We start from the raw sequence: 19993 nt of genomic DNA, 5'->3' as shown, positions 1-19993 counted from the left end.
ACTCGTACTCCCCAGAAGTCCCCTAGCTGCACGACATACACACATTGGGACGGCACCGGTCTCCCCACAGGCCCGATTAGGGCCAAGACCGGCTCTGCTACTCTGTGGGATCGGATGATGAACTGACAAAGTTAGCGTTCCGTTTCCAAATTGCCGAGGATTTGCGCCAACTGCCGATAGCCGTCCGCCAGTGAGGCATTTTCGTCCTTGCGCTGCCGCAGGAACGCTTCCAGCGGCTCGTGCAGCCGGATCGCCTCGTCGACCTCCGGGCTGGACCCCGCCCGGTAGGCGCCCAGCCGGATCAACTCCTCCATGTCGGCATAGGTCGCCATCACCGCCCGCGCCTTCTGGATGGTCGGCCAGAACTGCGGATCGGCCGATTTCGGCATGGTGCGGGAGACGGATTTGAGGATGTTGATGGCGGGGTAGCGGCCACGCTCGGCGATCGAGCGCTGCATCACGATGTGGCCGTCGAGGATGCCGCGGACGGCGTCCGCGATCGGCTCATTGTGATCGTCGCCGTCGACCAGCACGGTGAAGATGGCGGTGATGGCGCCTTCGCCAAGGCCCGGCCCCGCCCGCTCCAGGAGCTTGGGCAGCTCGGTGAACACGGTCGGCGTATAGCCCTTGGCGGTCGGCGGCTCGCCGGCGGACAGGCCGATCTCGCGCTGGGCCATGGCAAAGCGCGTCACCGAGTCCATGAGGCAGAGCACGTCCTGGTCCTCGTCGCGAAAATACTCGGCGACCGCGAGCGTCAGATACGCCGCCTGGCGGCGCATCAGCGCCGGCTCGTCGGAGGTTGCGACCACGACGACGGAGCGTGCGAGGCCCTCCTCGCCGAGATCATCCTGCAGGAACTCCTGCACCTCGCGGCCGCGTTCGCCGATAAGCCCGATGACGCTGACGGCGGCATCGACGTTGCGCGCGAGCATCGACAGCAGTACCGATTTGCCAACGCCGGAGCCTGCGAAGATGCCCATGCGCTGGCCGCGGCAGCAGGTGAGGAAGGTGTTCATCGCGCGCACGCCGAGATCAAGCGGCGCGCCGACGCGCTTCCTGGAATGCGCCGGCGGCGGCGTATTGCGGAACGGCATCGGCGAGGAGCCCTGCGGCAGCGGCCCCTTGCCGTCGATCGGCTCGCCCAGCGCATTGACCACGCGGCCGAGCCAAGCCGACGAGGGCCGCACCTGGTTGGCCGCATTGGCGATGACCGCCTTGCAGCCGCGGCGCACGCCATCGAGCCCGGCGAACGGCATCACCACGGCGTTGTTGCCGGAGAACCCGATCACCTCGCAGGGGATGGAACGGTTGGCGCCGGTCTCGATCACGAGCCGCGCACCGACCGACATCGCATGGATGGGACCTGCCACCTCGACCATCAGGCCGCGCACGCCGACCACACGGCCATAGATGTTGACGCCGTCGATGTCGCCGATCTGTTCGGCAAGAGCCTTCATACAAGGGCCTTCATGCAAGAGCCTTCATAAGGGGCGCGCCTTCATAAGAGGGCTTTCATGAGGTGATCGCCGTCGTGCTCCGGGCCTTCACGGTGAAACTCTTAAGTTTCGCCATATTTCTGAACGGCGCTTAACTCCGTGTTTACCCGCATCATTAATCATTGCGTCACTGTCTTTGTGACTGAGCGTGACTCCCCTTCAGAAGAAGGCTGAGTCGCGGGAGTCGGTTAGGCCCGTCTCTTAAAGTGGAGCTTGAACAGATCGGGGTAACGAAAGCTGCTTCCAGCGCAAGACCTTAGGGCGATTCGACAAAAATTGCACCGGGGGGACTTGCGTTCCAGAATCAGAGTTTGTTAACCATCTGTTGTCAGGATCCGAATCAGTTGTTCAAAGGCGTTTTGTTGAGTGCCGCGAATGCGGCCGACCTGACGCCCAGGAGCGGCGACTATGGGGAACTGGCATGCGCGTTTTGCTGATTGAAGATGACAGCGCCGTCGCGCAGTCGATCGAGCTGATGCTGAAGTCTGAGAGCTTCAACGTCTACACGACCGATTTGGGGGAAGAAGGCGTCGATCTCGGTAAACTTTACGATTACGACATTATTCTCCTCGACCTCAACCTGCCCGACATGTCCGGCTACGACGTGCTCAAGCAGCTCCGGGTCTCCAAGATCAAGACACCGATTCTGATCCTCTCCGGCCTCGCCGGCATCGAGGACAAGGTCAAGGGTCTCGGCGTCGGCGCCGACGACTACATGACCAAGCCCTTCCACAAGGACGAGCTGGTGGCCCGCATCCACGCGATCGTGCGGCGCTCCAAAGGCCATGCCCAGTCGGTCATCCAGACCGGCGACCTCGTCGTCAACCTCGACACCAAGACGGTCGAAGTCGGCGGCCAGCGCGTGCACCTGACCGGTAAGGAGTACCAGATGCTGGAGCTGCTCTCGCTCCGCAAGGGTACGACCCTGACCAAGGAAATGTTCCTCAACCACCTCTATGGCGGCATGGACGAGCCCGAGTTGAAGATCATCGACGTCTTCATCTGCAAGCTCCGCAAGAAGCTCGCCAACGCGTCCGAAGGCCGCAACTTCATCGAGACCGTGTGGGGCCGCGGCTACGTGCTGCGCGAGCCGCACGAGCACGAAGAGCGCATCCCCGCCTGATCCTGGGTTTACGTCGCAAGCCCCCGGGGGCTTGCTCCTCCCAGCCTGGACCCCGCCGCAAATGGCGGGGTTTTGTTTTTAGGGGTGTCTTCTCCCTCTCGCGACTTGGGCGCGCGCCTCGTCCTTCGAGATGGCCACAGAGACATTGCCGCCATAGACCTGCCCTCTGTTAACGTTTGAACCGCTATCCTCCTCTCGCCGACGAATGGTCGCTGCACGATGGGGGAACGATGATCCTGCAATCACTCGCCGGCCTGCTCGCCTTCCTGGTCTATTTCTGCACCGGGCTGATTGCGATCGTGGCGTATCTGTTCGTCTATACCCGCATCACTCCCTACAACGAGTTCCAGCTGATCCGCGACAACGAGCCGGCCGCCGCGATCGCGCTCGGCCTCAGCCTGCTCGGCTTCGTGGCGCCGCTGGTCAGCGCCATCGCGCATTCGGCCAATGTGCTGGACTGCCTGATCTGGGCAACAATCGCGCTGATCGTGCAAATCATCGTGTTCTTCCTCGTCAAGGTGCCGGTGCCGAACCTGTCGGCGCGGATCGCCGCCGGCGAGCTTGCGCCGCCATCTGGCTCGGGCTGTCGTCGCTCGCCGCGGGCCTGCTGAACGCCGCCTGCATGATCTACTGACATGGTAGCGAAGTGATATGGCCAACAAGCCCCCCAGCCAGGAGTTTAGCAGGCGCCGGCCGCGCCTGCCGGCGGACCTGCCGCTGCCGCCGAGGGAGCAGCCGGTGAAGCGCTCCGGACATGTGGCGCTGCTGGTGATGGGCACGATCGCGGTCGGCACCACCGCCTACACGCTGATGCCGCGGCAGAGCTGCGACCCCCCTCCTCCCGGGACGGATCCAGCGGTGCAGACGAGCACCGCGTGCACCAGCAGGAGCAGCTCCTCGGGCGGCAGCGGCGGCTCGGGCTCATCGTCGCGATCGAGCTTCTTCAGCAGCGATTCCTCGAGCCATTCCTCGTCGAGCACGTCATCCGACTCCGGCCACAGCAGCGTGAGCCGCGGCGGCTTCGGCTCGTTCGGGCACGGCTTCTCGGGCGGCGGCTGACCCATGCAGCGCATCATCTGTCTGGAGCGCGACGACTGGCGAGAGACCGCAGCGCAATGCGGCTTCGTCTTCCACACCATCGGCGGCGACCGCTATTGGGACGAGCGCGCCTATTACGGTTTCACGCTCGACGAGATCGAGCGCTGTATCGAGACGCCGACCGGCGAGATCGACGCAATGTGCCTGGAGCTTGCCGGCCGCGTGATCGGCGACGAGCGTCATCTGCGGCGCCTGAAGATTCCGGAAGCGTTCTGGGATTTCATCGCCGCGAGCTGGAAGCGCGACGACCGCAGCCTTTACGGCCGGCTCGACCTGAAGTTCGACGGCAAGGGGCCGGCAAAGCTGCTCGAATACAACGCGGATACGCCGACCTCGATCTTCGAGGCGGCCGTGTTCCAATGGACCTGGCTCGAACAGGCAATCGAGCGCCGCATCATTCCCTCGCGCGCCGATCAGTTCAACTCGATCCACGAGCGCCTGATCGCGGCATGGAAGACGATCGCCGCCGGCCGCCATCTGCATCTCACCGGCGCCACTGACAATGACGAGGACGCCGGCACGCTCGCCTATCTCGAAGACACCGCGCGCCAGGCCGGACTCTCGACCACGCTGCTCGACATCGGGCAGGTCGGCTGGCGCGAGGAGCCCGGCGGCTTCGTCGGTCTCGACGATGCCGACATCGCGCTCGCCTTCAAGCTCTATCCCTGGGAATGGATGTTCCAGGACGCCTTCGGCGCAAAGCTCGAGGACGCCGCGACGCGCTGGATCGAGCCGCCATGGAAGGCGGTGCTCTCCAACAAGGGCATTCTGCCGCTGCTCTGGGAGATGTTTCCGAACCACCCCAACCTGCTGCCGGCCTTCTTCGAGGATGATCCACGCGCTGCCGAGCTCGGCAGTTCCTATGTGCGCAAACCATTGCTGTCGCGCGAAGGCGCCAATGTCACGCTGGTGTCGGGCGGCACGCCGCTCGACGAGCAGGCGGGCCCCTATGGCGCTGAAGGTTTCATACGGCAGGCGTTGGCACCGCTGCCGAATTTTTCAGGCTTCTATCCGGTGATCGGAAGCTGGCTGGTGGACCATGAGCCGTGCGGCTTGTCGATCCGCGAGGACGAAAGCCCGATCACGGGCAACAGCTCGCGGTTTCTACCGCATGCGATTTTGTGAGACGCGCTCGCGCCCCCGTCGATGAGGGCGCGCGAGCGCGAAGGTTATCGCGTCGGATCAGGGCGTCTTGACGATGAATCGTCCGTCGTACAGGAAGGCGCCCTTGAAGCCGCTCTTCGCACTTTCGAAACCGCCGGTGCCCGTCGCGTTGGCGTACATCCCGGTGCCGGACAGGATCGTATATTCGCCCTTCGCCTTGCCGTCCTTGATCGCACCGGTGTAGCGCGCCGTGATCGAGGAGCCATCGTCGAAGGTGTAGGTGCTGTAGCCGAACATCGGCCCGGAGCCCTTGAGCAAATCACTGGAGTTGACGAAATCCTTCACGGCGATGCGGCCGTCCTTGAAGATGGCGACGCCAAACATCTTGCCGGACATGACCGTCTGCCCTTCGACATTCGCGACCTCGGTGACCTTGACGTCCACCGGCTTGGTGACGAGCTTGAATTCGAGCACTTGCTCACCGGCGCGAGCGGTCGCCGGCAACGAAAGCGCAATCAATAAAAGGTACGAGGCACAAGACATTCGCATGGTATGCCCTCCTCAAATTCGTTCATGATGGAATGGAATCCCGCTCGGTTGGGCGGGACCATCGGCAGCATAGCACAACCTTCAGACTCTCATCAGGGCCGCAAACATGTTGCATCGCGGCGCGAGCTCTGTTGCGCGGTAGCCGAGTAATTCGCGAGCGCTCGAACGCGCGTGCAGCGTCGCGCGTCAGGCGTCGCCGATCGTTCGCGGCAACGGCGTTCTGTCAGATTGCCGGCGTTCGGCCACTTTACCTCGCCGCGGCGACCTTCAGCGGCTGCGGCATCAGTCCGCCCATCGCCCGGCCGGAACGCGCGGGGTTGAGCTGATAGAGGCCACGGCGCTCGGTGATCGGGCGGAACGCGTCGGTGATGCCGACGACGGATTCGGCAGCGCCGAGCAGCAGCGTGCCGTCGGCCTCCATCGCCTTCGCCATGCGCTCGAAGATCACCGCCTTGGTGTCCTGGTCGAAATAGATCAGTACGTTGCGGCAGAAGATCACGTCGAACGTGCCGAGATGGGAGAAGTCCTGCAGCAGATTGAGCTGGCGGAACTGCACCATGGCGCGAATGTCGGCGTTGAGCTGCCAGAGCTCGCCGACTTGCGTGAAGTATTTCATCAGATGCTGGATCGGCAGGCCGCGCTGCACCTCGAACTGGCTGTAGACGCCGGCCTTGGATTTCTCCAGCACCTCCTGCGACAGATCGGTGGCGACGATCTCGATGCGCCAGCCGGCGAGAGCCGCCCCCATCTCCTTCACGCACATCGCGATCGAGTAAGGCTCCTGCCCGGTCGACGAGGCCGCCGACCAGATGCGCATCGACTTGCGCGCGGCGCGGGCCTGGATCAGGCCGGGCAAGATCGTCTCGCGCAGATGATCGAATGGAATCTTGTCGCGGTAGAAGAAGGTCTCGTTGGTGGTCATGGCTTCGACCACGTCGGTCGCAAGCCGGCCGTCGCCGTTCCTGATCTTGAGCACGAGATCGGGAATGCCGGGAAGGCTCGCCTTGCGGGCGAGCGGCAGCAACCGGCTCTCGACCAGATATTGCTTGTCGGGCGAGAGATCGAGACCCGAGCGCTCTTTCAGGAACTTGCGCAGATAATCATAGTCCGTCGGGGTCACGAGCGGTCTCCCGCGAACAGGCGGTTGACCTTGGCGCCGATCTGGTTGAGCGGCAGGATCGCCGCGCAGATGCCGGCATTGGCAGCGGCGCCCGGCATGCCCCAGACCACGCTGGAGGCTTCGTCCTGCGCAATCACGCTGCCGCCGGCGGCAACGATGTCCTTGCCGCCGCGCATGCCGTCCGAGCCCATGCCCGTCAGGATCACCGAGAGGATGGCGCCGTGCCAGATGTCGATGGCGGAGGTGAAGAGCGGATCGACCGCGGGCTTGCAGAAATTGACGGCGGGCCCGTCGTCGAGCGCGATCACCGTGTCCGCGCCGCTGCGTGCGAGGCGCATGTGCTTGCCGCCGGGCGCGAGGTAGATGCGTCCCGGCTTCACCGGCTCGCCGTCAACCGCCTCGGCGGCCGGGCGGCGGCTCGAACGCGCCAGATGCTCGGCAAGAATGGTGGTGAAGGTCGGCGGCATGTGCTGGGTGACCAGCACCGGGAAACGGTCGATCACTGGCCCGAGCTCGGTGACGAGCGCCATCAGCGCCTGCGGACCGCCGGTCGAGGAGCCGATCAGCAGCACCTTCGGTGCCTGGGTCGAGAACGGACGCGTCGACAGCGCCCCCGACGACGGAGCATGCACGGCCGGAGCGGGCGCCGGCGCGACAGGCCGCGCGATCGCCGGCGCGCGCGCAGCCGGGGCCGGGCTCGCCGGCGCGAGCGGCGGGCTCGCGACCGCAGGCTTGCGGCGCAGCCGCGCACCGAGATGGCGGATCTTCTGGATCAGGTCATGATGGAAGGTGTCGGCGGCCGACGCCTCGCGCGTCGATTCCGGCTTCGGAATGTAGTCGGCCGCGCCGAGCGACAGCGCCTTGAAGCTGATCTCCGCGTTGCGGCGGGTCAAGGTCGAGGCCATGATGATGACGAGATCGCGCTTTTTCGCCAACAATTTCGGCAGCGCCGAGATGCCGTCGAGCTCGGGCATTTCGATGTCGAGCACCGCGACATCGGGGTTGATGCGTTCGAGCTGGTTGACCGCCTCGAGCCCGGTGCGCAAGGACGCAGCGACCTCCATGTCGTGCTCGGCGCCGATCCAGCGCGAGATCAGACCGCGGATGACGACGGAGTCGTCGACGATCATCACCCGCAGCGGCCCGGCTTCGCGCGACGTGCCCGTGGTCGAATTACCTGCGAACGCAACACTCATTACTCACCAACTCAGACTGAAACGGTTCAGTTGAAAACAATCGCCGAAGGATCCGTTCAGCCTCCGGGCGTTCGCTCAGATAAGTCCGACTTCCTGGAACTTCGCCGTCACGATGTCCTTGTCGAACGGCTTCATGATGTACTCGTTGGCGCCGGCGTGCAGCGCACGTGCAATATGCGCAACGTCGTTCTCGGTGGTGCAGAACACCACCTTGGGCTGGTCGCCGCCGGGCATGCGGCGGAGATGACCGAGGAACTCGTAGCCATCCATGACCGGCATGTTCCAGTCGAGCAGCACCGCGTCGGGCAGTCCGCGCTTGCAGGCCTCCAGCGCCTTCTCACCGTCCTCGGCTTCGAGGATCTGGAAGTCGAGGCCCTCCAGGATCCGGCGCGCAACCTTGCGGATGACGCTGGAATCATCAACGACGAGACAAGTTCGCATGTGAACCTCTGCTTCTTCCTATCCCCTTGCGGGGACACTTCCAATTACTGGCACGTCGGCGGCAATGCCGCCGTATCAAGCCGCCATCATCTCGGGCGCGAGCTCGAGGACGCGATCGACGTCGAGCACGACCATGAGCTGGCCGTCAAGGCGGTGGACGCCGCCGGCGAGCTTGGCCATGCGGGGATCGAGGTTGACGGGGTTCTCCTCCATGCCGGCCTCGGGCAGGCGCAGCACCTCGCCGATCTGGTCGATCAGCAGGCCATAGGATTCACCGCGCAAATCGACGCCGACCGCCATCGGGGTCTTGCCGTCCTCGTCCCTGGGCAGGCCGAGACGCGAGCGCATGTCGACCACGGTGACGATGCGGCCGCGCAGGTTCAGGACGCCCGCGATCTCGCGCGAGGACAAGGGCACGCGGGTGACGCGCTCGGGCATGAACACGTCCTGGACGCGGGAGATCGGCAGGCCGAACAGCTGGCCGCCGATCATCGCGGTGACGTACTCGACCATGGCGCCTTCGCTGGACTGGGTCTTCTTGGTCATAGGCGTATCTCCTGATCCCTGTCCTGCTTATGCCGCGGCCCGGCTCAGCTCGGAGGCGCCGGCGGCGCCTGCGGTCTGCTCCTTCAGCGCCGCGATCAGACCGGGACGGTCGAACTTGGCGACGTAGTCGTGGAAGCCGGCCTGACGGCCGCGCTCGATTGCCGCCGGCGACACCAGCGCCGACAGGCCGATGATCGGCGTCGCGGCGAGGTTGTTGTCGGAGCGGATGGTCTCGGCGAACTCGAACCCGTTCATGTCGGGCATCTCGATGTCGGTCAGGATCACGTCGAAGCTCTGCGCGCGCAGCGCAGCCAGGCCCTCCTGCGCGGTCGGCGCGGTGCGGACGCGGTAGCCGGCCGCCTTCAGCACCGGCGCCAGCATGTTGCGGAAGAATGCGGAGTCGTCGACCAAGAGCACCGACTGCGAGTGCATCGACGGCTTCATCTCCTTGCGGGTGAACCAGTCGGCGAACGCCATCGGCAGGAAGTGGCCGACGTCGATCACCTCGGTGGCCTGGCCCTTGATCACGGCCGAGCCGAGAATGCCCTGGCTGGAGCCGCCGACCTCGATGTTGAGCCGTTCCTCGACGATGTCGATGATCTCGTCGACGACGAGGCCCATGGAGCGGCCGTCGTCGGCGAACACCAGGATCGGCTGGGCGCCCTGGCTGGCAATGGTGACGCCTTCCATGGCCACCAGCGGCATCAGCTGCTCGCGGTACTGCACCATGTAGCGGCCGTTGGAGAACTCGATCTTGTCGGCCGGCAGCTCTTCCAGGCGCGTGACGAGGCCGAGCGGGACCGCCTTGGGCTGCGACGAGCCGGCGCGGAAGACGAGCAGCGAGGTGGTCTGCTCGCCCGAGCCGATGTGGTGCGCGCCGTTCTCGTCGCCCATGTCATGGGCCGAGGAGCCGGCGGCGCCGAGCGCCTTGGCAATGCCGTTGGGATCGATGATCATGATGACCGCGCCATCGCCCAAAATGGTGTTGCCGGAGAACATGTCGATGTGACGGAGTTTCGTGGACATCGGCTTGACCACGATCTCTTCGGTGTGGAACACGCCGTCGACGACGATGCCGAAGGTCTGGCTGCCGACCTGCGTCACCACGATGAAGCCGTTCTCGGGATCGCTGGCCGCGCCGTCGTCGATCTTGAGGAGCTTCTTGAGGTGGATCAGCGGCAAGAGCTTGTTGCGCAACCTGAGGACCGCCGTGTCCTTGATGCGCTCGATGCGGTGCTCGGAGTTGGCGCGGGCGCGGACCAGCTCGACCACCGAGAGCTGCGGAATGGCGAAGCGATCGCCGGCGGCCTCCACGATCAGCGCCGAGACGATGGCGAGCGTCAGCGGGATCTTGATGGTGACGCTCGAGCCTTCACCCGCCACCGACTTGATGTCGATGGTGCCGCCGATCTGGTCGATATTGGTGCGCACCACGTCCATGCCGACGCCGCGGCCCGAGACCGAGGTGATGGCGGCGGCGGTCGAGAAGCCCGGCGCGAAGATGAACTTGTGGATCTGGGCTTCGCTCATCTTCTCGAGCTCGGCCTCGGTGACGAGACCTGAGGAGATCGCCTTGGCCTTGATCCTCTCGGTGTTGAGGCCGCGGCCATTGTCGGCGATGCAGATGATGATGTGGCCGCCTTCGTGATAGGCGGACAGGCGAATGGTGCCCTGCTCGCCCTTGCCGCTCGCCAAACGCTCGGCGGGGGTCTCAAGACCATGATCGGCGGAGTTGCGCACCATGTGGGTGAGCGGGTCCTTGATCAGGTCGAGCACCTGGCGGTCGAGCTCGGTGTCGGCGCCGTGCATCTCCAGCTCGATCTGCTTGCCGAGTTCGCTCGAGAGGTCGCGGACGATGCGGGGCAGCTTCTGCCAGGCATTGCCGATCGGCTGCATGCGCGTCTTCATGACGCCTTCCTGCAGCTCGGCGGTGACGTTGGAGAGGCGCTGCAAGGGCACCTTGAACTCGGTGTCCTCGTTGCGGCGGGAGATCTCGAGCAGCTGGTTGCGGGTCAGCACCAGCTCGGAGACCATGGTCATCAGATGCTCCAGCGTATCCACGTTGACGCGGATCGACTGGTTGGCGATGCGGTCGCCCTCGCTCGCGGTCTCGTCGGCCATCGACTTCTTCGGCGCGGCTTTTTCCTTGGCGGGCTTGGCGGCTTCCTTCGCGGCAGGGGCCGGCGCTTCAGCAGCGGGTGCGGGCTCCGCCTTGGCGACGGGCGCAGGGACCGGCGCTTCGATCGCGGTCTCGCGGAACGCGCGCTCGAGCTCGTCGAGCGAGACTTCGCCCGGGCGCAGCGGACGCTCCAGGGTCTGCTCGATCAGCGAGCCCGTGGTCATCTCTTTGGCCGGCGCAGCGGCAACTGGTGCTTCCGGCGCCAGCGGCGGCGCTTCGGCAACGGGAGCTGCACCGGCCGCCATGGCGGCCATGCCCTGCTCGACCATCGCTTCCAGCTTGTCGATGAGGTCGCGGTCGTTACCCTCGGGCTCGGCTTCGGTCGCCTCGAGCCCGGCCAGAATCTCCTTGATGCGGTCGATCGAGGACAGGATCACCGTCACCGCTTCGGCGGTCACAGGCATGCCGTCGCGAAACTTGCCCATCAGCGTCTCGCCGGCATGCGCCAGCGCTTCGAGCCGCGGCAGGCCGAGGAAGCCGCAGGTGCCCTTGATGGTGTGGACCAGGCGGAAGATGTTATCCAGGATCTTGGCGTTGTTCGGCTCCTGCTCGAACTTCACCAGCTGATTGTCGACGGTGTCCAGGCTCTCGCTGGTCTCCGTCAAAAACTCCCGCAACAGATCATCCATGAAAACAGGCCTTCATACAGGGAGGGCGCGCACGAGGCGTGATGCGCCATTTTCCGAATGGGGCCAGCTTCACCGCAAAGCGTTTAATAATGGTTGAGTATGTGGAAAAGAACGGAACCAACAAAGAGATAAGGCGCTCCGGACAAGCCGAAGCGCCTCGTAAAGATTGGCTTAACCTCTGAGCGCGCGGTCCGCGCGTTTACGAAGCGGTAACGATGATGGCTTCACCCTCGGGCTTGAGCGTCACGGTGAGCCCGCAGGCCTGCGCGAGCAGCCGCGTATAATAAGGCTGGATCGCGTGCGCATCCGCGGCAGGTCCCCGTTCGCCGCTCAGGAGCTCGGAGATGTTCTGCGGCAGGCGCGCATTATGTCCGGTCGCGGTGATGCGGAAGCTCATCGTCTCGCCCTCGCCGATCGGATCGACCGTCAGCATGCCGCCGCGCGGGATCGTATGCTGGGAAACGACCAGCATGTTGAGCAGCAGCTTGACGCGATTCTTCGGCAGCAGGAGCCGCGGCAGATTCCACGTGATCGAGCACTTGCCGTCCTCGATGTGGCCCTTCGCCATGGTCTGGGCATCGCCGAGGTCGATCTGGGCGCCGGACGAGCCGGCGGCACCGAAGGCGAGACGGCAGAACTGGAGGCGGGCGGAGGCGGTCTTGGCGCTCTTGCGAATCAGGTCGAGCGCGAACTCGCGGTCCTCCGGCTTGGGATCGTCGTCGAGCACTTCGAGCCCGTTGACGATGGCGCCGACGGGGCTGATGAGATCGTGGCAGACCCGCGAGCACAGCAGCGCGGCGAGTTCGAGCATATCGGGAGCAGTAGCGGTCGCGGGCGACGAGGCGTCAGACATATAATGGGGTCCTGGAGGGTTCCTGGAATTGCACGGCGCTGGACGCCGCGAATCACGCATGCTTGACGGATGCTGCGGGTTCTAACATTCGCCAGCCGGTGACAGCTAGCTTGCGATAGGTTCGAAGCGGCCATAACAGCGCGGGCGAATCAACTGAGAGGGCAAGACTTGCCGATGAATGAGGCATGCAGGTGAGGATCATCGAGGCCGAGGCCGCATCCGGATTGATGGAGCCGCTCACCGCGCTGGTGGTAAAGGCGGGCGAAGCCATCCTCGCCGTCAACCGCGCGGCGATGCGGGTCGACGGCAAGCAGGACGGCTCGCCGGTGACCGAGGCGGACCTTGCCGCCGACCGCATCATCGCCGACGGCCTGGCCCAGCTCGCGGGCGACGTCCCGACGCTCTCGGAAGAGCGGACCCAGCTCGCCGCTCCGCCGTTCCAGGGCAGTTTCTTCCTGATCGATCCGCTCGACGGCACCAAGGAGTTCGTCGCCGGCCGTGACGAGTTCACCGTCAATCTCGCGCTCGTGACCCGGGGCGTTCCCTTGCTGGGGATCGTCAGCGCCCCCGCACTCGGGCTGCTCTGGCGCGGCATCGTCGGCCGCGGCGCCGAGCGCGTGCGGTTTGACCGCGCGGCCATTGGTGACGCCGAGCCGATCCACACCCGCAAGCTGCCGGCACCGGGCGCGCCCTGGGTCGCGGCGGTGAGCCGGTCGCATGGCGATCCCAAAAGCGAAGCGTTCATCGACAACAGGCCCAACGCGCTGAGAAAGACCTGTGGCTCGGCCGTGAAATTCGGCCGGATCGCGGAAGGCAGCGCCGACATCTATCCCCGGTTCGGGCCGACCTCGGAATGGGACGTCGGGGCCGGCTGCGCGGTCGTGACCGCCGCCGGCGGCAGGGTGACCGATGGCAAGGGCGGCGAGCTCAGCTTCGGCCAGCGGCGCGATACCGGCTTCATCATCCCGGAATTCGTCGCCTGGGGCGACCCGCAGGCGGTAGGCCGCTACTGACCGAGCTGCTCCTGGAGCGCCGGCCACCGCTTGCCGACCTCATAGAGGAAGCGCTCCGGATCGGCGGCGAAGGCGTCGCGATTGGCTTCCCGGCTGAACAAATAAAGCCGTTGCGCCACGATCGCGAAGAAGCGGGGGTTGCCGGCGACAGTGACGCCGCGGGCGATGTCGGCGGGGTCATAGCCGCCAAACTGTGGACCATAGACCTCGGGATGGGCCAGGAAGGAAGCCCGGTTGCCCTCATTCCGGAAGCGCCAGACCGCGCCCCAGAGGTTGGCCTCGAACTCGGCCGTGCCCTGCTCGGCGGCGCCGTCGACGAAATAGCCGACCGGGTCGAAACCTTCGATGGCGACGCCGCTGAACCGGTTGACGACGATCCGCTCGGTGGTGGCAGCCTGGGCCGGCAATCCCGGGCAGGCGATCCAAATGGCCGCCAGCAGGCCGAGGAGACGGCCGATCAAGGCAATTCCGGGGCGCAAAGGGCTATCTTCCTGCCGTTGTGCCGTCATAGTTGCTGCGGATAACATCCGAGTCGAGGGGACATCCGGCGCAACCTAGGGCCGTGCCTGTTGGCGTCAGGTTAAGGAAGCGATCGGATTCGATACCAGGGGTTCTTTTATGACTTTCGCATCACGCCTTGCTGCGCTCGCGCTTGCCGCGATGGTCGGCTGGATCGTGCCGGCCTCGGCCCAGCAGGCGCCGCCGCCCAATCTGCCGCCGCCGCAGCGCACTCCGACGCCCAGTACCTATGGGCCGGACGAGCTGGTGACGGCCGGCCACCGCTTCTTCGGCAACGTCTCGCGCGGGCTCGCCTCGATCATCGAGAAGGCGGTCAGCCAATGGGGCCTGCCGAACGGCTACATCCTGGGTGAGGAAGGCTCCGGCGCCTTCGTCGCCGGCCTGCGCTACGGCGAGGGCACGCTCTACACCAAGAACGCCGGCGACCTCCGCGTCTACTGGCAGGGTCCCTCGCTCGGCTTCGACTGGGGCGGCGACGGCGCGCGCACCATGACGCTGGTCTACAACCTGCCCGCCACCAACGCGATCTACCAGCGCTTCGCCGGCCTCGACGGCTCGGCCTACATCATCGGCGGCTTCGGCATGACGGCGCTCACGGCCAACAACATCGTGCTGGTGCCGATCCGCTCGGGCCTCGGCCTGCGGCTGGGCGCCAATATCGGCTACCTCAAATACACGCCGCGCGCGACCTGGAACCCCTTCTAGGGCTCCTTCCCATCCTGTGAGGGATCAAGGTTAACGACAGGCCGGGGCTGGCTTTTTGCCGGCCCCGCATGCATTGTCGTTGGTGAATTTTTCCTTAAGCTTCGGAGTTCTGGCCCATGGTCGAACCGATCATGTACCTGGCGATCGGTTTCCTGCTGGCGATGCTGTGCGGGCTTGCCATCGTGCCGCTGGTGCATAACCGCGCGGTGCGCCTGACAACGCGCCGGCTCGAGGCCGCCACCCCGCTGTCGATGGCGGAGATCCAGGCCGACAAGGATCAGCTCCGCGCCGAATTCGCCATGTCGGCGCGACGGCTCGAGATGAGCGTCGAGCAGCTCAAGAACAAGACCACGAGCCAGCTCGCCGAGCTCGGCAAGAAGAGCGACGCCATCAACCGCATGAAGATCGAGCTGGGCGAGAAGAACGCCACGATCTTCGCGCTGGAGGCGCGCGAGAAGGCGGTGAAGGAACAGCTTCGGGCCACCGAAGAGGAATTCGCCGCCAAGACGGAAAGCTTGCGCTCTGCCGAGAATGCGCTGACCGACAAGCAGCACGAGCTCGCCAAGATCAATTCCGAACTGTCGGACCGCTCGATGATGGCGGAGAGCCGCCAGGTCGAACTGGTCGCGGTGCGCACGCAGATCGAGGAGCTGAAGAACCGCGTCGGCGATGCCGAGAAGGAATTTGCCGCTACGCAAGCGCGCCTCGCGCAGGAGCGTACCGAATCCGAGACCGCCTCGCGCGAGCTCGGCGATGCCCGCGGCCGGGTCGAGAATCTGAGCCAGCGCGTCACCGATCTCGATCGCCAGCTGATCGTGCAGGTCAAGGAGGCCGAGATGCTGTCGGGGCGCGTCGCCGACCTCGAGGGCCGCCTTGCGACGCAGGGCAAGCTGCTCGCCGAGCGCGACTACGAGAACAACCAGCTGCGCCAGGCCAACGAGACCTCGGAGCGCACCGCCAAGGAGCTGCGCGTCGAGATCGCCGCCCTGAGCGGCGGCAAATCATCGGCCGCGTTCGAGGGGCTGCGCGCGGAAAAGGCCGCGCTGGAGGAGCAGCTCCGCTCCGCGCGCGACGAGCGCGCAAAGCTGCAGCGTGACATCAACGCGATCCAGCAGCAGGCGGAAAGCTCCTGGGCGACCGAGCGGATGGAGAACGCGCTGCTGCGCGAGCGCATCAACGACATCGCCGCCGAGGTTGCCAAGCTGGCGATGCAGCTCGAAGGCCCGAACTCCCCGATCGAGGCGCTGCTGGCGGCCGAGGCCGGCCAGCCGCCGAAGCCGGTGCCCCGCCCCGCCAACGACGCCACGACCAATGGCGCGGCAGCAAGCCCCCTGCCCGAGGGCGGCGGAACGCTGGCCGAGCGCATCCGCGCGCTCCAGGCCCACGCCTCCCGCGCCCGCCAGCAGGGCGCGTAAAGCGGGCCGAAAAGGCGGTTTCCCTGGCGAATTGCGTGATCGAGCAAGGTTTTCCGGATCCATGGCGCCTGGAAACTTGACACCTCAAGCCCGCACTTCTAAATCGCGGGCTCCAATGCGTCGGCCGGTCGAAAGTCCGGCCGCCTGCATGATGGTCCCGGGCGCATAGCTCAGCGGGAGAGCGTTCCCTTCACACGGGAGAGGTCCAAGGTTCGATCCCTTGTGCGCCCACCATTAAAACCCCTGTTATTCCAGAGCTTTTCGTAATTATGTCGCCTTGGCCTATTCGGCAGGTGCAGGCACGAAAAAGCAGAACTAAGCAGCAACACGCGGGGAATGACGGGGGAATTTGTTCTCGCCGTGTTCTGGGGTCAGAGGAGCTTTGCTCCTACTTCTTCATCCCATTCCAACTCGCATAACACTTCGGTATGCACCGACGTTTCCGCAGTTAAGTATTTGGCGTTCTCGGTCAGAAGCTTCCGAGCGGCCTCCTCCGCCTTAGCTTTCGAATCGCAGCGCTCACTGAAGCTTGCGATCACTTCTCCAGTCCGCTGAACCGCATCCCATTGCAATATCTCGACATGTGCGTACCAGACACCTCGTCCAGTGCGCCGGCGACCTTGAATCTCCCGATAACGGTCGGCGGCTTCGGCAATGCCGAGCCATAGCGGTCCATCCGCTTCGGTCTTAGCAATCTCGCGCGCCTCGAACGCAGCGCCCTTCAGAGCCGGCTCGCTTAGCCATTGGAGCTTGTTGGCGATGCTAATCAGGCTCGTCCTGATCTCGCGGATCGCCTCTTTGGCCTCGTAGGTCACTTTGGGAGGCTTCGGAGTGGACCCCTTGGCCCGCTCTATGCGAGGTTGGGCCGCGCTCTTACGCCGCCAGATATCATCCGCAATGGCCTCCAGGTCCTCCTTCGAGAGCATCCAGCGGTTCTCCCGCTCCCACTTCTCGCGATTGAGCTTAGGGGTGAGATCGACGATTTTGGTCTGCGGCTTACTCAGAGACTCTTCGAGCGCCATACCCGTTTCGAGCGCGGCGAAGCCAGAAGCAACCAGGTCCTTGTGTACCTGGCCCTTCTCATCGAACGTCAGGAAGCTCCCCTGCGCTCTCTCGATGCGCACCGGCTTCTTTCCCTCGTTCTCGATGATGACGTCAGCAACCTTCTGCTTAGTGCCCGCGTACTGCGGCATCGCATCTTTGCCTCGGATCAGACCCATCATCACGCGCTGCGAGATGCTCTGGAGGCCGTCCTCCGCAAAAAGATAAAACCGAATTGAAAGACCCATGCGACCCGCCCTGCCCGATCGAGCGGACATGTTTCCGCACGTCTTTGCGCCGGGCAACTCCTAAAAGATGGGAGATTTCCGACCGCCTGCGGCTTGCGCTGATGCGGTGCCCCATCTGTCGTGCAGGCCTGGCTGATCAGCCTGCTCTCGTCGATAAGCTCGACGGCGGGGTCTTCACTTGAGATTTCTGGAGGCGGCGTTTGACCGCGCGAATGACGCCTTCGACCGCCTCAATCGGACGCAAGCCGTAGCGGCTCGGGCGTCATGTCGGATCGCATACGATTTCCTCCGTCGTTTCAGCCGCGCCGGCTTGCACTACAGATCAATGACGATGTCGCCCTCGGGCCGCGAGCAGCAGATCAGCACGTTGCCATCGGTCGGCGCGTCGATCGGCTCCGGCCGATAGCTGATCGTTCCCGCCACAAGTCCGGACTCGCAGGCGTGGCAAACTCCGGTTCGGCATGACCAGCGCACGGGCACGTCACAAGCCTCTGCCAGGTCTAGCAAGCTCGGAAAGGACGCTTCCCACCGGACATTGAGGCCACTGCGCGCAAAGGAAACCATCGGTCCGGTGTCGGGAGAGCCCGCGGGCAGATGTGGCGGCGGGCGCGTGACTGGCGCAATGCCAGGTGTACTGCCCGGCTTGGCGCTAAACATCTCCGTACGAATGTGAGCGCGTGCGACGCCCAGCGCTGTCAATCCGGCAGTCAGAGCGTCCATGAAGGGTTGCGGCCCGCAGATATAGAATTCGGCGTCGCGGGGGATGTCGAGCTTCCGAAGCACTTCGGCATTCAGGTGCCCAGCAGCATCGAAGTCCACGTTGGGGCGATCTCCGGGATCCGGCGAACTGTAGCAGATGTAACTGTGCCGGTGGGGCAATGCGTCGAGCAGCAGGCGCGCCTCAGCGGCGAAGGGATGCTCGCGGCCGTTGCGGGTCCCGTACAACCACCAGACCTCCCGCATAGATACTTCGGCCGCGAGCACATGGAGCATTGCGAGCACAGGCGTCACGCCGATCCCGGCGCTGAGCAAGACGAGGGGCCTGTCGCCTTGCCGCAGCGTGAAACTGCCTCGCGCGGCGCTTGCCTGCACGATGTCGCCAACCTCGAGTTGGTCGGCGACATAGGAGCTGGCCGCGCCGCGCGCTTCCCGCTTGATGCTGACACGATAGGACGGCGCGGCGGGATTTCCCGATAGCGAATAGCTTCGCATCAGCGCAGGCGCGGAAGCCGGCCCAAACCGAAGTACAAGGAATTGTCCGGGAAGCGCGGCAACGACGGACTGTCCATCCGCCGGTTCGAGCACCAACGACGTCACCGCCTCGCTCTCCCGCAGTTTGCGCGCGACGCGAAACGGGCGGAATCCGCGCCAAGCCGGCGGCGGCCCGGACGCTGCGACAAGGCCGGGGTTTCCATTCGCCGCGCCATCCTTGCGCTGCTGCTCCAGCAGCGACTCAAAGGATTTCCGCCAGCCCGCGCTCAATGCCGGAATGCGCAGCGCTCGCTCCAACCTGTCGCGGGGATGACCCGGCGTGTAAAGCAGCGCGTTGATCTCGAAGACGGTCATGCGCTCGGCGCCGACCGATATCCGCGCAATCTCGTCGCCGGCCTCCACCTCTCCTTCCTCGATCACACGAAAATAGAAGCCGGGCCTGCCATGCTTGACCAGCAGCGCGGCCATTTCCGGTTCATTCATGCGAATGCCAACCCGGTAACAGGTGACGCGCGGCTGCGTTACTTCGAACAGCGCGACGCCGATCCGGTAGCGGTCACCGATGCACACTTCGGAATCGGCGAGGCCCTCCACCGTGAAGTTTTCACCGAATTGTCCGTAAGCAAGATCATTTCGACCAAGTTCGCTCCGCCAATACTGCAGGGAATCCAATTGATATACGAACACCGCGCGGTGTTCGCCGCCGTGGCCCGCAATGTCGCCTTGTCCGTCGCCGTCGATGTTAAGCCGGCGCACCATGCGCGGACCTTCGACCGGCTCTTTACAAACCCCGGTATGGACGGTTCTGCCCCGCCATGAGATGTCACGCGGCAAACCGACATTGACTGAAAGCAAGCGTGGCACTGTGGTTCTCCTCTCAGCTGGACGCTGGCAGGGCGACTTGTTCGTCGAGAGTTTAATAAATGTATGGTATGCACCTTTGCTCAGAAGTGTCGACCCGAGACGGGAGGCTGAGATGGATGATCACGAAAAGCTGTCTGCTTTGCACCGCCACTGGGATGCCTCGGACGCGGGTGAGTTCGAGGCCGAGCATGAAATCTACCGCGAAGATGCGGTGCTCGATTATCCACAATCGGCCGAACGCATCCATGGCCGGCGCAACATCCAGGAAAGCCGCTTCCTGCAGCCCAACAAGAAGCACTTTGCGGTGCGGCGGATTCTCGGGGGCGGGGATCTATGGATCACCGAGTTCGTCCTGACCTATGACGGGATACCGTCTTACGCGGTCAGCATCATGGAATTCCACGAGGGGCGCGTTGCTCACGAAACGCAATATTTCGGCGACCGATTCGATCCGTCGCCCTCGCGTGCGCACCTTGTTGTGCGTTCGGATTGATCGCCAAAATCTCGGGATCCTCCAATTTGATGGATGTCAGCTTTTGGGCCCGTTGCTGACCTTCGCGCGCTGAGCCGTTATGTCTGCTGCAGGAGATGAGCCGACCCTGTTGAAGCAGTCTGCCAAGGGCAGCTTCCAAACCGGACCAA

The 19993-nt window shown here is 64.6% G+C and carries 18 protein-coding genes, 1 tRNA gene and 1 pseudogene; 9 read left to right on the top strand and 11 right to left on the bottom strand.

Going from position 1 to position 19993, the window contains the following annotated elements; genetic code table 11:
- Positions 1-131: 131 nt before the first annotated feature.
- Positions 132-1457 (bottom strand): flagellar protein export ATPase FliI, encoded by a 1326-nt coding sequence (gene fliI / locus QA649_RS09145; RefSeq protein ID WP_018646225.1) that lies wholly within the window; start codon positions 1455-1457, stop codon positions 132-134.
- Between the two features lie 460 nt (positions 1458-1917).
- Between fliI and ctrA the strand changes: the two genes are divergently transcribed.
- The 4 genes and pseudogenes from ctrA (at position 1918) to QA649_RS09125 (ending at position 4842) form a co-directional block, all read left to right on the top strand.
- Positions 1918-2619 (top strand): response regulator transcription factor CtrA, encoded by a 702-nt coding sequence (gene ctrA, locus QA649_RS09140; protein WP_008138878.1) that lies wholly within the window; start codon positions 1918-1920, stop codon positions 2617-2619.
- 230 nt (positions 2620-2849) lie between these two features.
- Positions 2850-3253, top strand: a pseudogene (locus tag QA649_RS09135) (DUF350 domain-containing protein).
- 17 nt (positions 3254-3270) lie between these two features.
- Positions 3271-3678, top strand: coding sequence for a hypothetical protein (locus tag QA649_RS09130; RefSeq protein WP_283023887.1), 408 nt, complete (start codon positions 3271-3273; stop codon positions 3676-3678).
- A gap of 3 nt (positions 3679-3681) precedes the next feature.
- Positions 3682-4842 (top strand): glutathionylspermidine synthase family protein, encoded by a 1161-nt coding sequence (locus QA649_RS09125; RefSeq protein ID WP_283023886.1) that lies wholly within the window; start codon positions 3682-3684, stop codon positions 4840-4842.
- A gap of 57 nt (positions 4843-4899) precedes the next feature.
- On the opposite strand, the gene QA649_RS09120 is transcribed toward QA649_RS09125, so the two are convergent.
- From QA649_RS09120 to QA649_RS09090, 7 genes are all read right to left on the bottom strand, one after another.
- Positions 4900-5295, bottom strand: a complete 396-nt coding sequence (locus QA649_RS09120; RefSeq protein WP_246754501.1) for a hypothetical protein — start codon at positions 5293-5295, stop codon at positions 4900-4902.
- Between the two features lie 322 nt (positions 5296-5617).
- Entirely contained in the window at positions 5618-6490 is an 873-nt protein-coding gene (locus QA649_RS09115; protein WP_283023885.1) for a protein-glutamate O-methyltransferase CheR, read from the bottom strand.
- Positions 6487-7686 carry a chemotaxis response regulator protein-glutamate methylesterase gene (locus QA649_RS09110; protein ID WP_283023884.1) on the bottom strand — a complete coding sequence of 400 codons (1200 nt, stop codon included), beginning with the start codon at positions 7684-7686 and terminating at the stop codon, positions 6487-6489. Before QA649_RS09110 ends, QA649_RS09115 begins: the two co-directional genes overlap by 4 nt.
- Positions 7687-7761: 75 nt before the next feature.
- The gene (locus tag QA649_RS09105; protein ID WP_007600538.1) at positions 7762-8127 is read right to left on the bottom strand and encodes a response regulator; all 366 of its coding nucleotides are present in this window, start codon (positions 8125-8127) and stop codon (positions 7762-7764) included.
- 75 nt (positions 8128-8202) lie between these two features.
- The gene (locus tag QA649_RS09100) at positions 8203-8673 is read right to left on the bottom strand and encodes a chemotaxis protein CheW (protein WP_283023883.1); all 471 of its coding nucleotides are present in this window, start codon (positions 8671-8673) and stop codon (positions 8203-8205) included.
- Positions 8674-8700: 27 nt separating this feature from the next.
- Complete coding sequence (locus tag QA649_RS09095; protein ID WP_283022855.1) at positions 8701-11481, bottom strand: hybrid sensor histidine kinase/response regulator; 2781 nt, start codon at positions 11479-11481, stop codon at positions 8701-8703.
- 199 nt (positions 11482-11680) lie between these two features.
- Positions 11681-12334: a histidine phosphotransferase ChpT gene (locus QA649_RS09090; RefSeq protein WP_026312619.1), complete on the bottom strand. Its 654-nt coding sequence runs from the start codon at positions 12332-12334 to the stop codon at positions 11681-11683.
- A gap of 185 nt (positions 12335-12519) precedes the next feature.
- Here QA649_RS09090 and QA649_RS09085 point away from each other — a divergent pair, with 185 nt between their 5' ends.
- The gene (locus QA649_RS09085; protein WP_283023882.1) at positions 12520-13347 is read left to right on the top strand and encodes a 3'(2'),5'-bisphosphate nucleotidase CysQ; all 828 of its coding nucleotides are present in this window, start codon (positions 12520-12522) and stop codon (positions 13345-13347) included.
- On the opposite strand, the gene QA649_RS09080 is transcribed toward QA649_RS09085, so the two are convergent.
- Positions 13341-13826: a YHS domain-containing (seleno)protein gene (locus QA649_RS09080; protein WP_283023881.1), complete on the bottom strand. Its 486-nt coding sequence runs from the start codon at positions 13824-13826 to the stop codon at positions 13341-13343. The genes QA649_RS09085 and QA649_RS09080 overlap by 7 nt on opposite strands.
- Before the next feature lie 139 nt (positions 13827-13965).
- On the opposite strand from QA649_RS09080, the gene QA649_RS09075 reads away from it, so the two are divergent.
- From QA649_RS09075 to QA649_RS09065, 3 genes are all read left to right on the top strand, one after another.
- A complete protein-coding gene (locus QA649_RS09075) occupies positions 13966-14571 on the top strand; it encodes a DUF1134 domain-containing protein (RefSeq protein WP_018646986.1) in 606 nt (201 codons plus the stop codon).
- 116 nt (positions 14572-14687) lie between these two features.
- Complete coding sequence (locus QA649_RS09070) at positions 14688-15986, top strand: hypothetical protein (RefSeq protein WP_283023880.1); 1299 nt, start codon at positions 14688-14690, stop codon at positions 15984-15986.
- A 159-nt stretch (positions 15987-16145) separates the two neighbouring features.
- Positions 16146-16220: transfer RNA gene (locus QA649_RS09065), tRNA-Val, on the top strand.
- Between the two features lie 137 nt (positions 16221-16357).
- Here QA649_RS09065 and QA649_RS09060 read toward each other — a convergent pair.
- Together QA649_RS09060 and QA649_RS09055 are read right to left on the bottom strand one after the other, a co-directional pair.
- Positions 16358-17275 (bottom strand): hypothetical protein, encoded by a 918-nt coding sequence (locus QA649_RS09060; RefSeq protein WP_283023879.1) that lies wholly within the window; start codon positions 17273-17275, stop codon positions 16358-16360.
- Between the two features lie 315 nt (positions 17276-17590).
- Positions 17591-19351, bottom strand: a complete 1761-nt coding sequence (locus tag QA649_RS09055) for an MOSC and FAD-binding oxidoreductase domain-containing protein (protein WP_283023878.1) — start codon at positions 19349-19351, stop codon at positions 17591-17593.
- A gap of 112 nt (positions 19352-19463) precedes the next feature.
- On the opposite strand from QA649_RS09055, the gene QA649_RS09050 reads away from it, so the two are divergent.
- Entirely contained in the window at positions 19464-19844 is a 381-nt protein-coding gene (locus QA649_RS09050; RefSeq protein WP_283023877.1) for a nuclear transport factor 2 family protein, read from the top strand.
- Positions 19845-19993: the final 149 nt, after the last annotated feature.

The sequence above is a fragment of the Bradyrhizobium sp. CB1717 genome, assembly GCF_029714325.1.
Taxonomy (GTDB): domain Bacteria; phylum Pseudomonadota; class Alphaproteobacteria; order Rhizobiales; family Xanthobacteraceae; genus Bradyrhizobium.
Note: the sequence above shows the minus strand (reverse complement) of the source record. Positions and strands in the feature narration are given on the sequence as shown.

Bases quoted from the DNA above. Each gene is read 5' to 3' on its own strand.
- fliI (WP_018646225.1), bottom strand. From the start codon at position 1,457: ATGAAGGCTCTTGCCGAACAGATCGGCGACATCGACGGCGTCAACATC.
- ctrA (WP_008138878.1), top strand. From the start codon at position 1,918: ATGCGCGTTTTGCTGATTGAAGATGACAGCGCCGTCGCGCAGTCGATC.
- QA649_RS09130 (WP_283023887.1), top strand. From the start codon at position 3,271: ATGGCCAACAAGCCCCCCAGCCAGGAGTTTAGCAGGCGCCGGCCGCGC.
- QA649_RS09125 (WP_283023886.1), top strand. From the start codon at position 3,682: ATGCAGCGCATCATCTGTCTGGAGCGCGACGACTGGCGAGAGACCGCA.
- QA649_RS09110 (WP_283023884.1), bottom strand. From the start codon at position 7,686: ATGAGTGTTGCGTTCGCAGGTAATTCGACCACGGGCACGTCGCGCGAA.
- QA649_RS09105 (WP_007600538.1), bottom strand. From the start codon at position 8,127: ATGCGAACTTGTCTCGTCGTTGATGATTCCAGCGTCATCCGCAAGGTT.
- QA649_RS09100 (WP_283023883.1), bottom strand. From the start codon at position 8,673: ATGACCAAGAAGACCCAGTCCAGCGAAGGCGCCATGGTCGAGTACGTC.
- QA649_RS09095 (WP_283022855.1), bottom strand. From the start codon at position 11,481: ATGGATGATCTGTTGCGGGAGTTTTTGACGGAGACCAGCGAGAGCCTG.
- QA649_RS09090 (WP_026312619.1), bottom strand. From the start codon at position 12,334: ATGTCTGACGCCTCGTCGCCCGCGACCGCTACTGCTCCCGATATGCTC.
- QA649_RS09085 (WP_283023882.1), top strand. From the start codon at position 12,520: ATGCAGGTGAGGATCATCGAGGCCGAGGCCGCATCCGGATTGATGGAG.
- QA649_RS09075 (WP_018646986.1), top strand. From the start codon at position 13,966: ATGACTTTCGCATCACGCCTTGCTGCGCTCGCGCTTGCCGCGATGGTC.
- QA649_RS09070 (WP_283023880.1), top strand. From the start codon at position 14,688: ATGGTCGAACCGATCATGTACCTGGCGATCGGTTTCCTGCTGGCGATG.
- QA649_RS09060 (WP_283023879.1), bottom strand. From the start codon at position 17,275: ATGGGTCTTTCAATTCGGTTTTATCTTTTTGCGGAGGACGGCCTCCAG.
- QA649_RS09050 (WP_283023877.1), top strand. From the start codon at position 19,464: ATGGATGATCACGAAAAGCTGTCTGCTTTGCACCGCCACTGGGATGCC.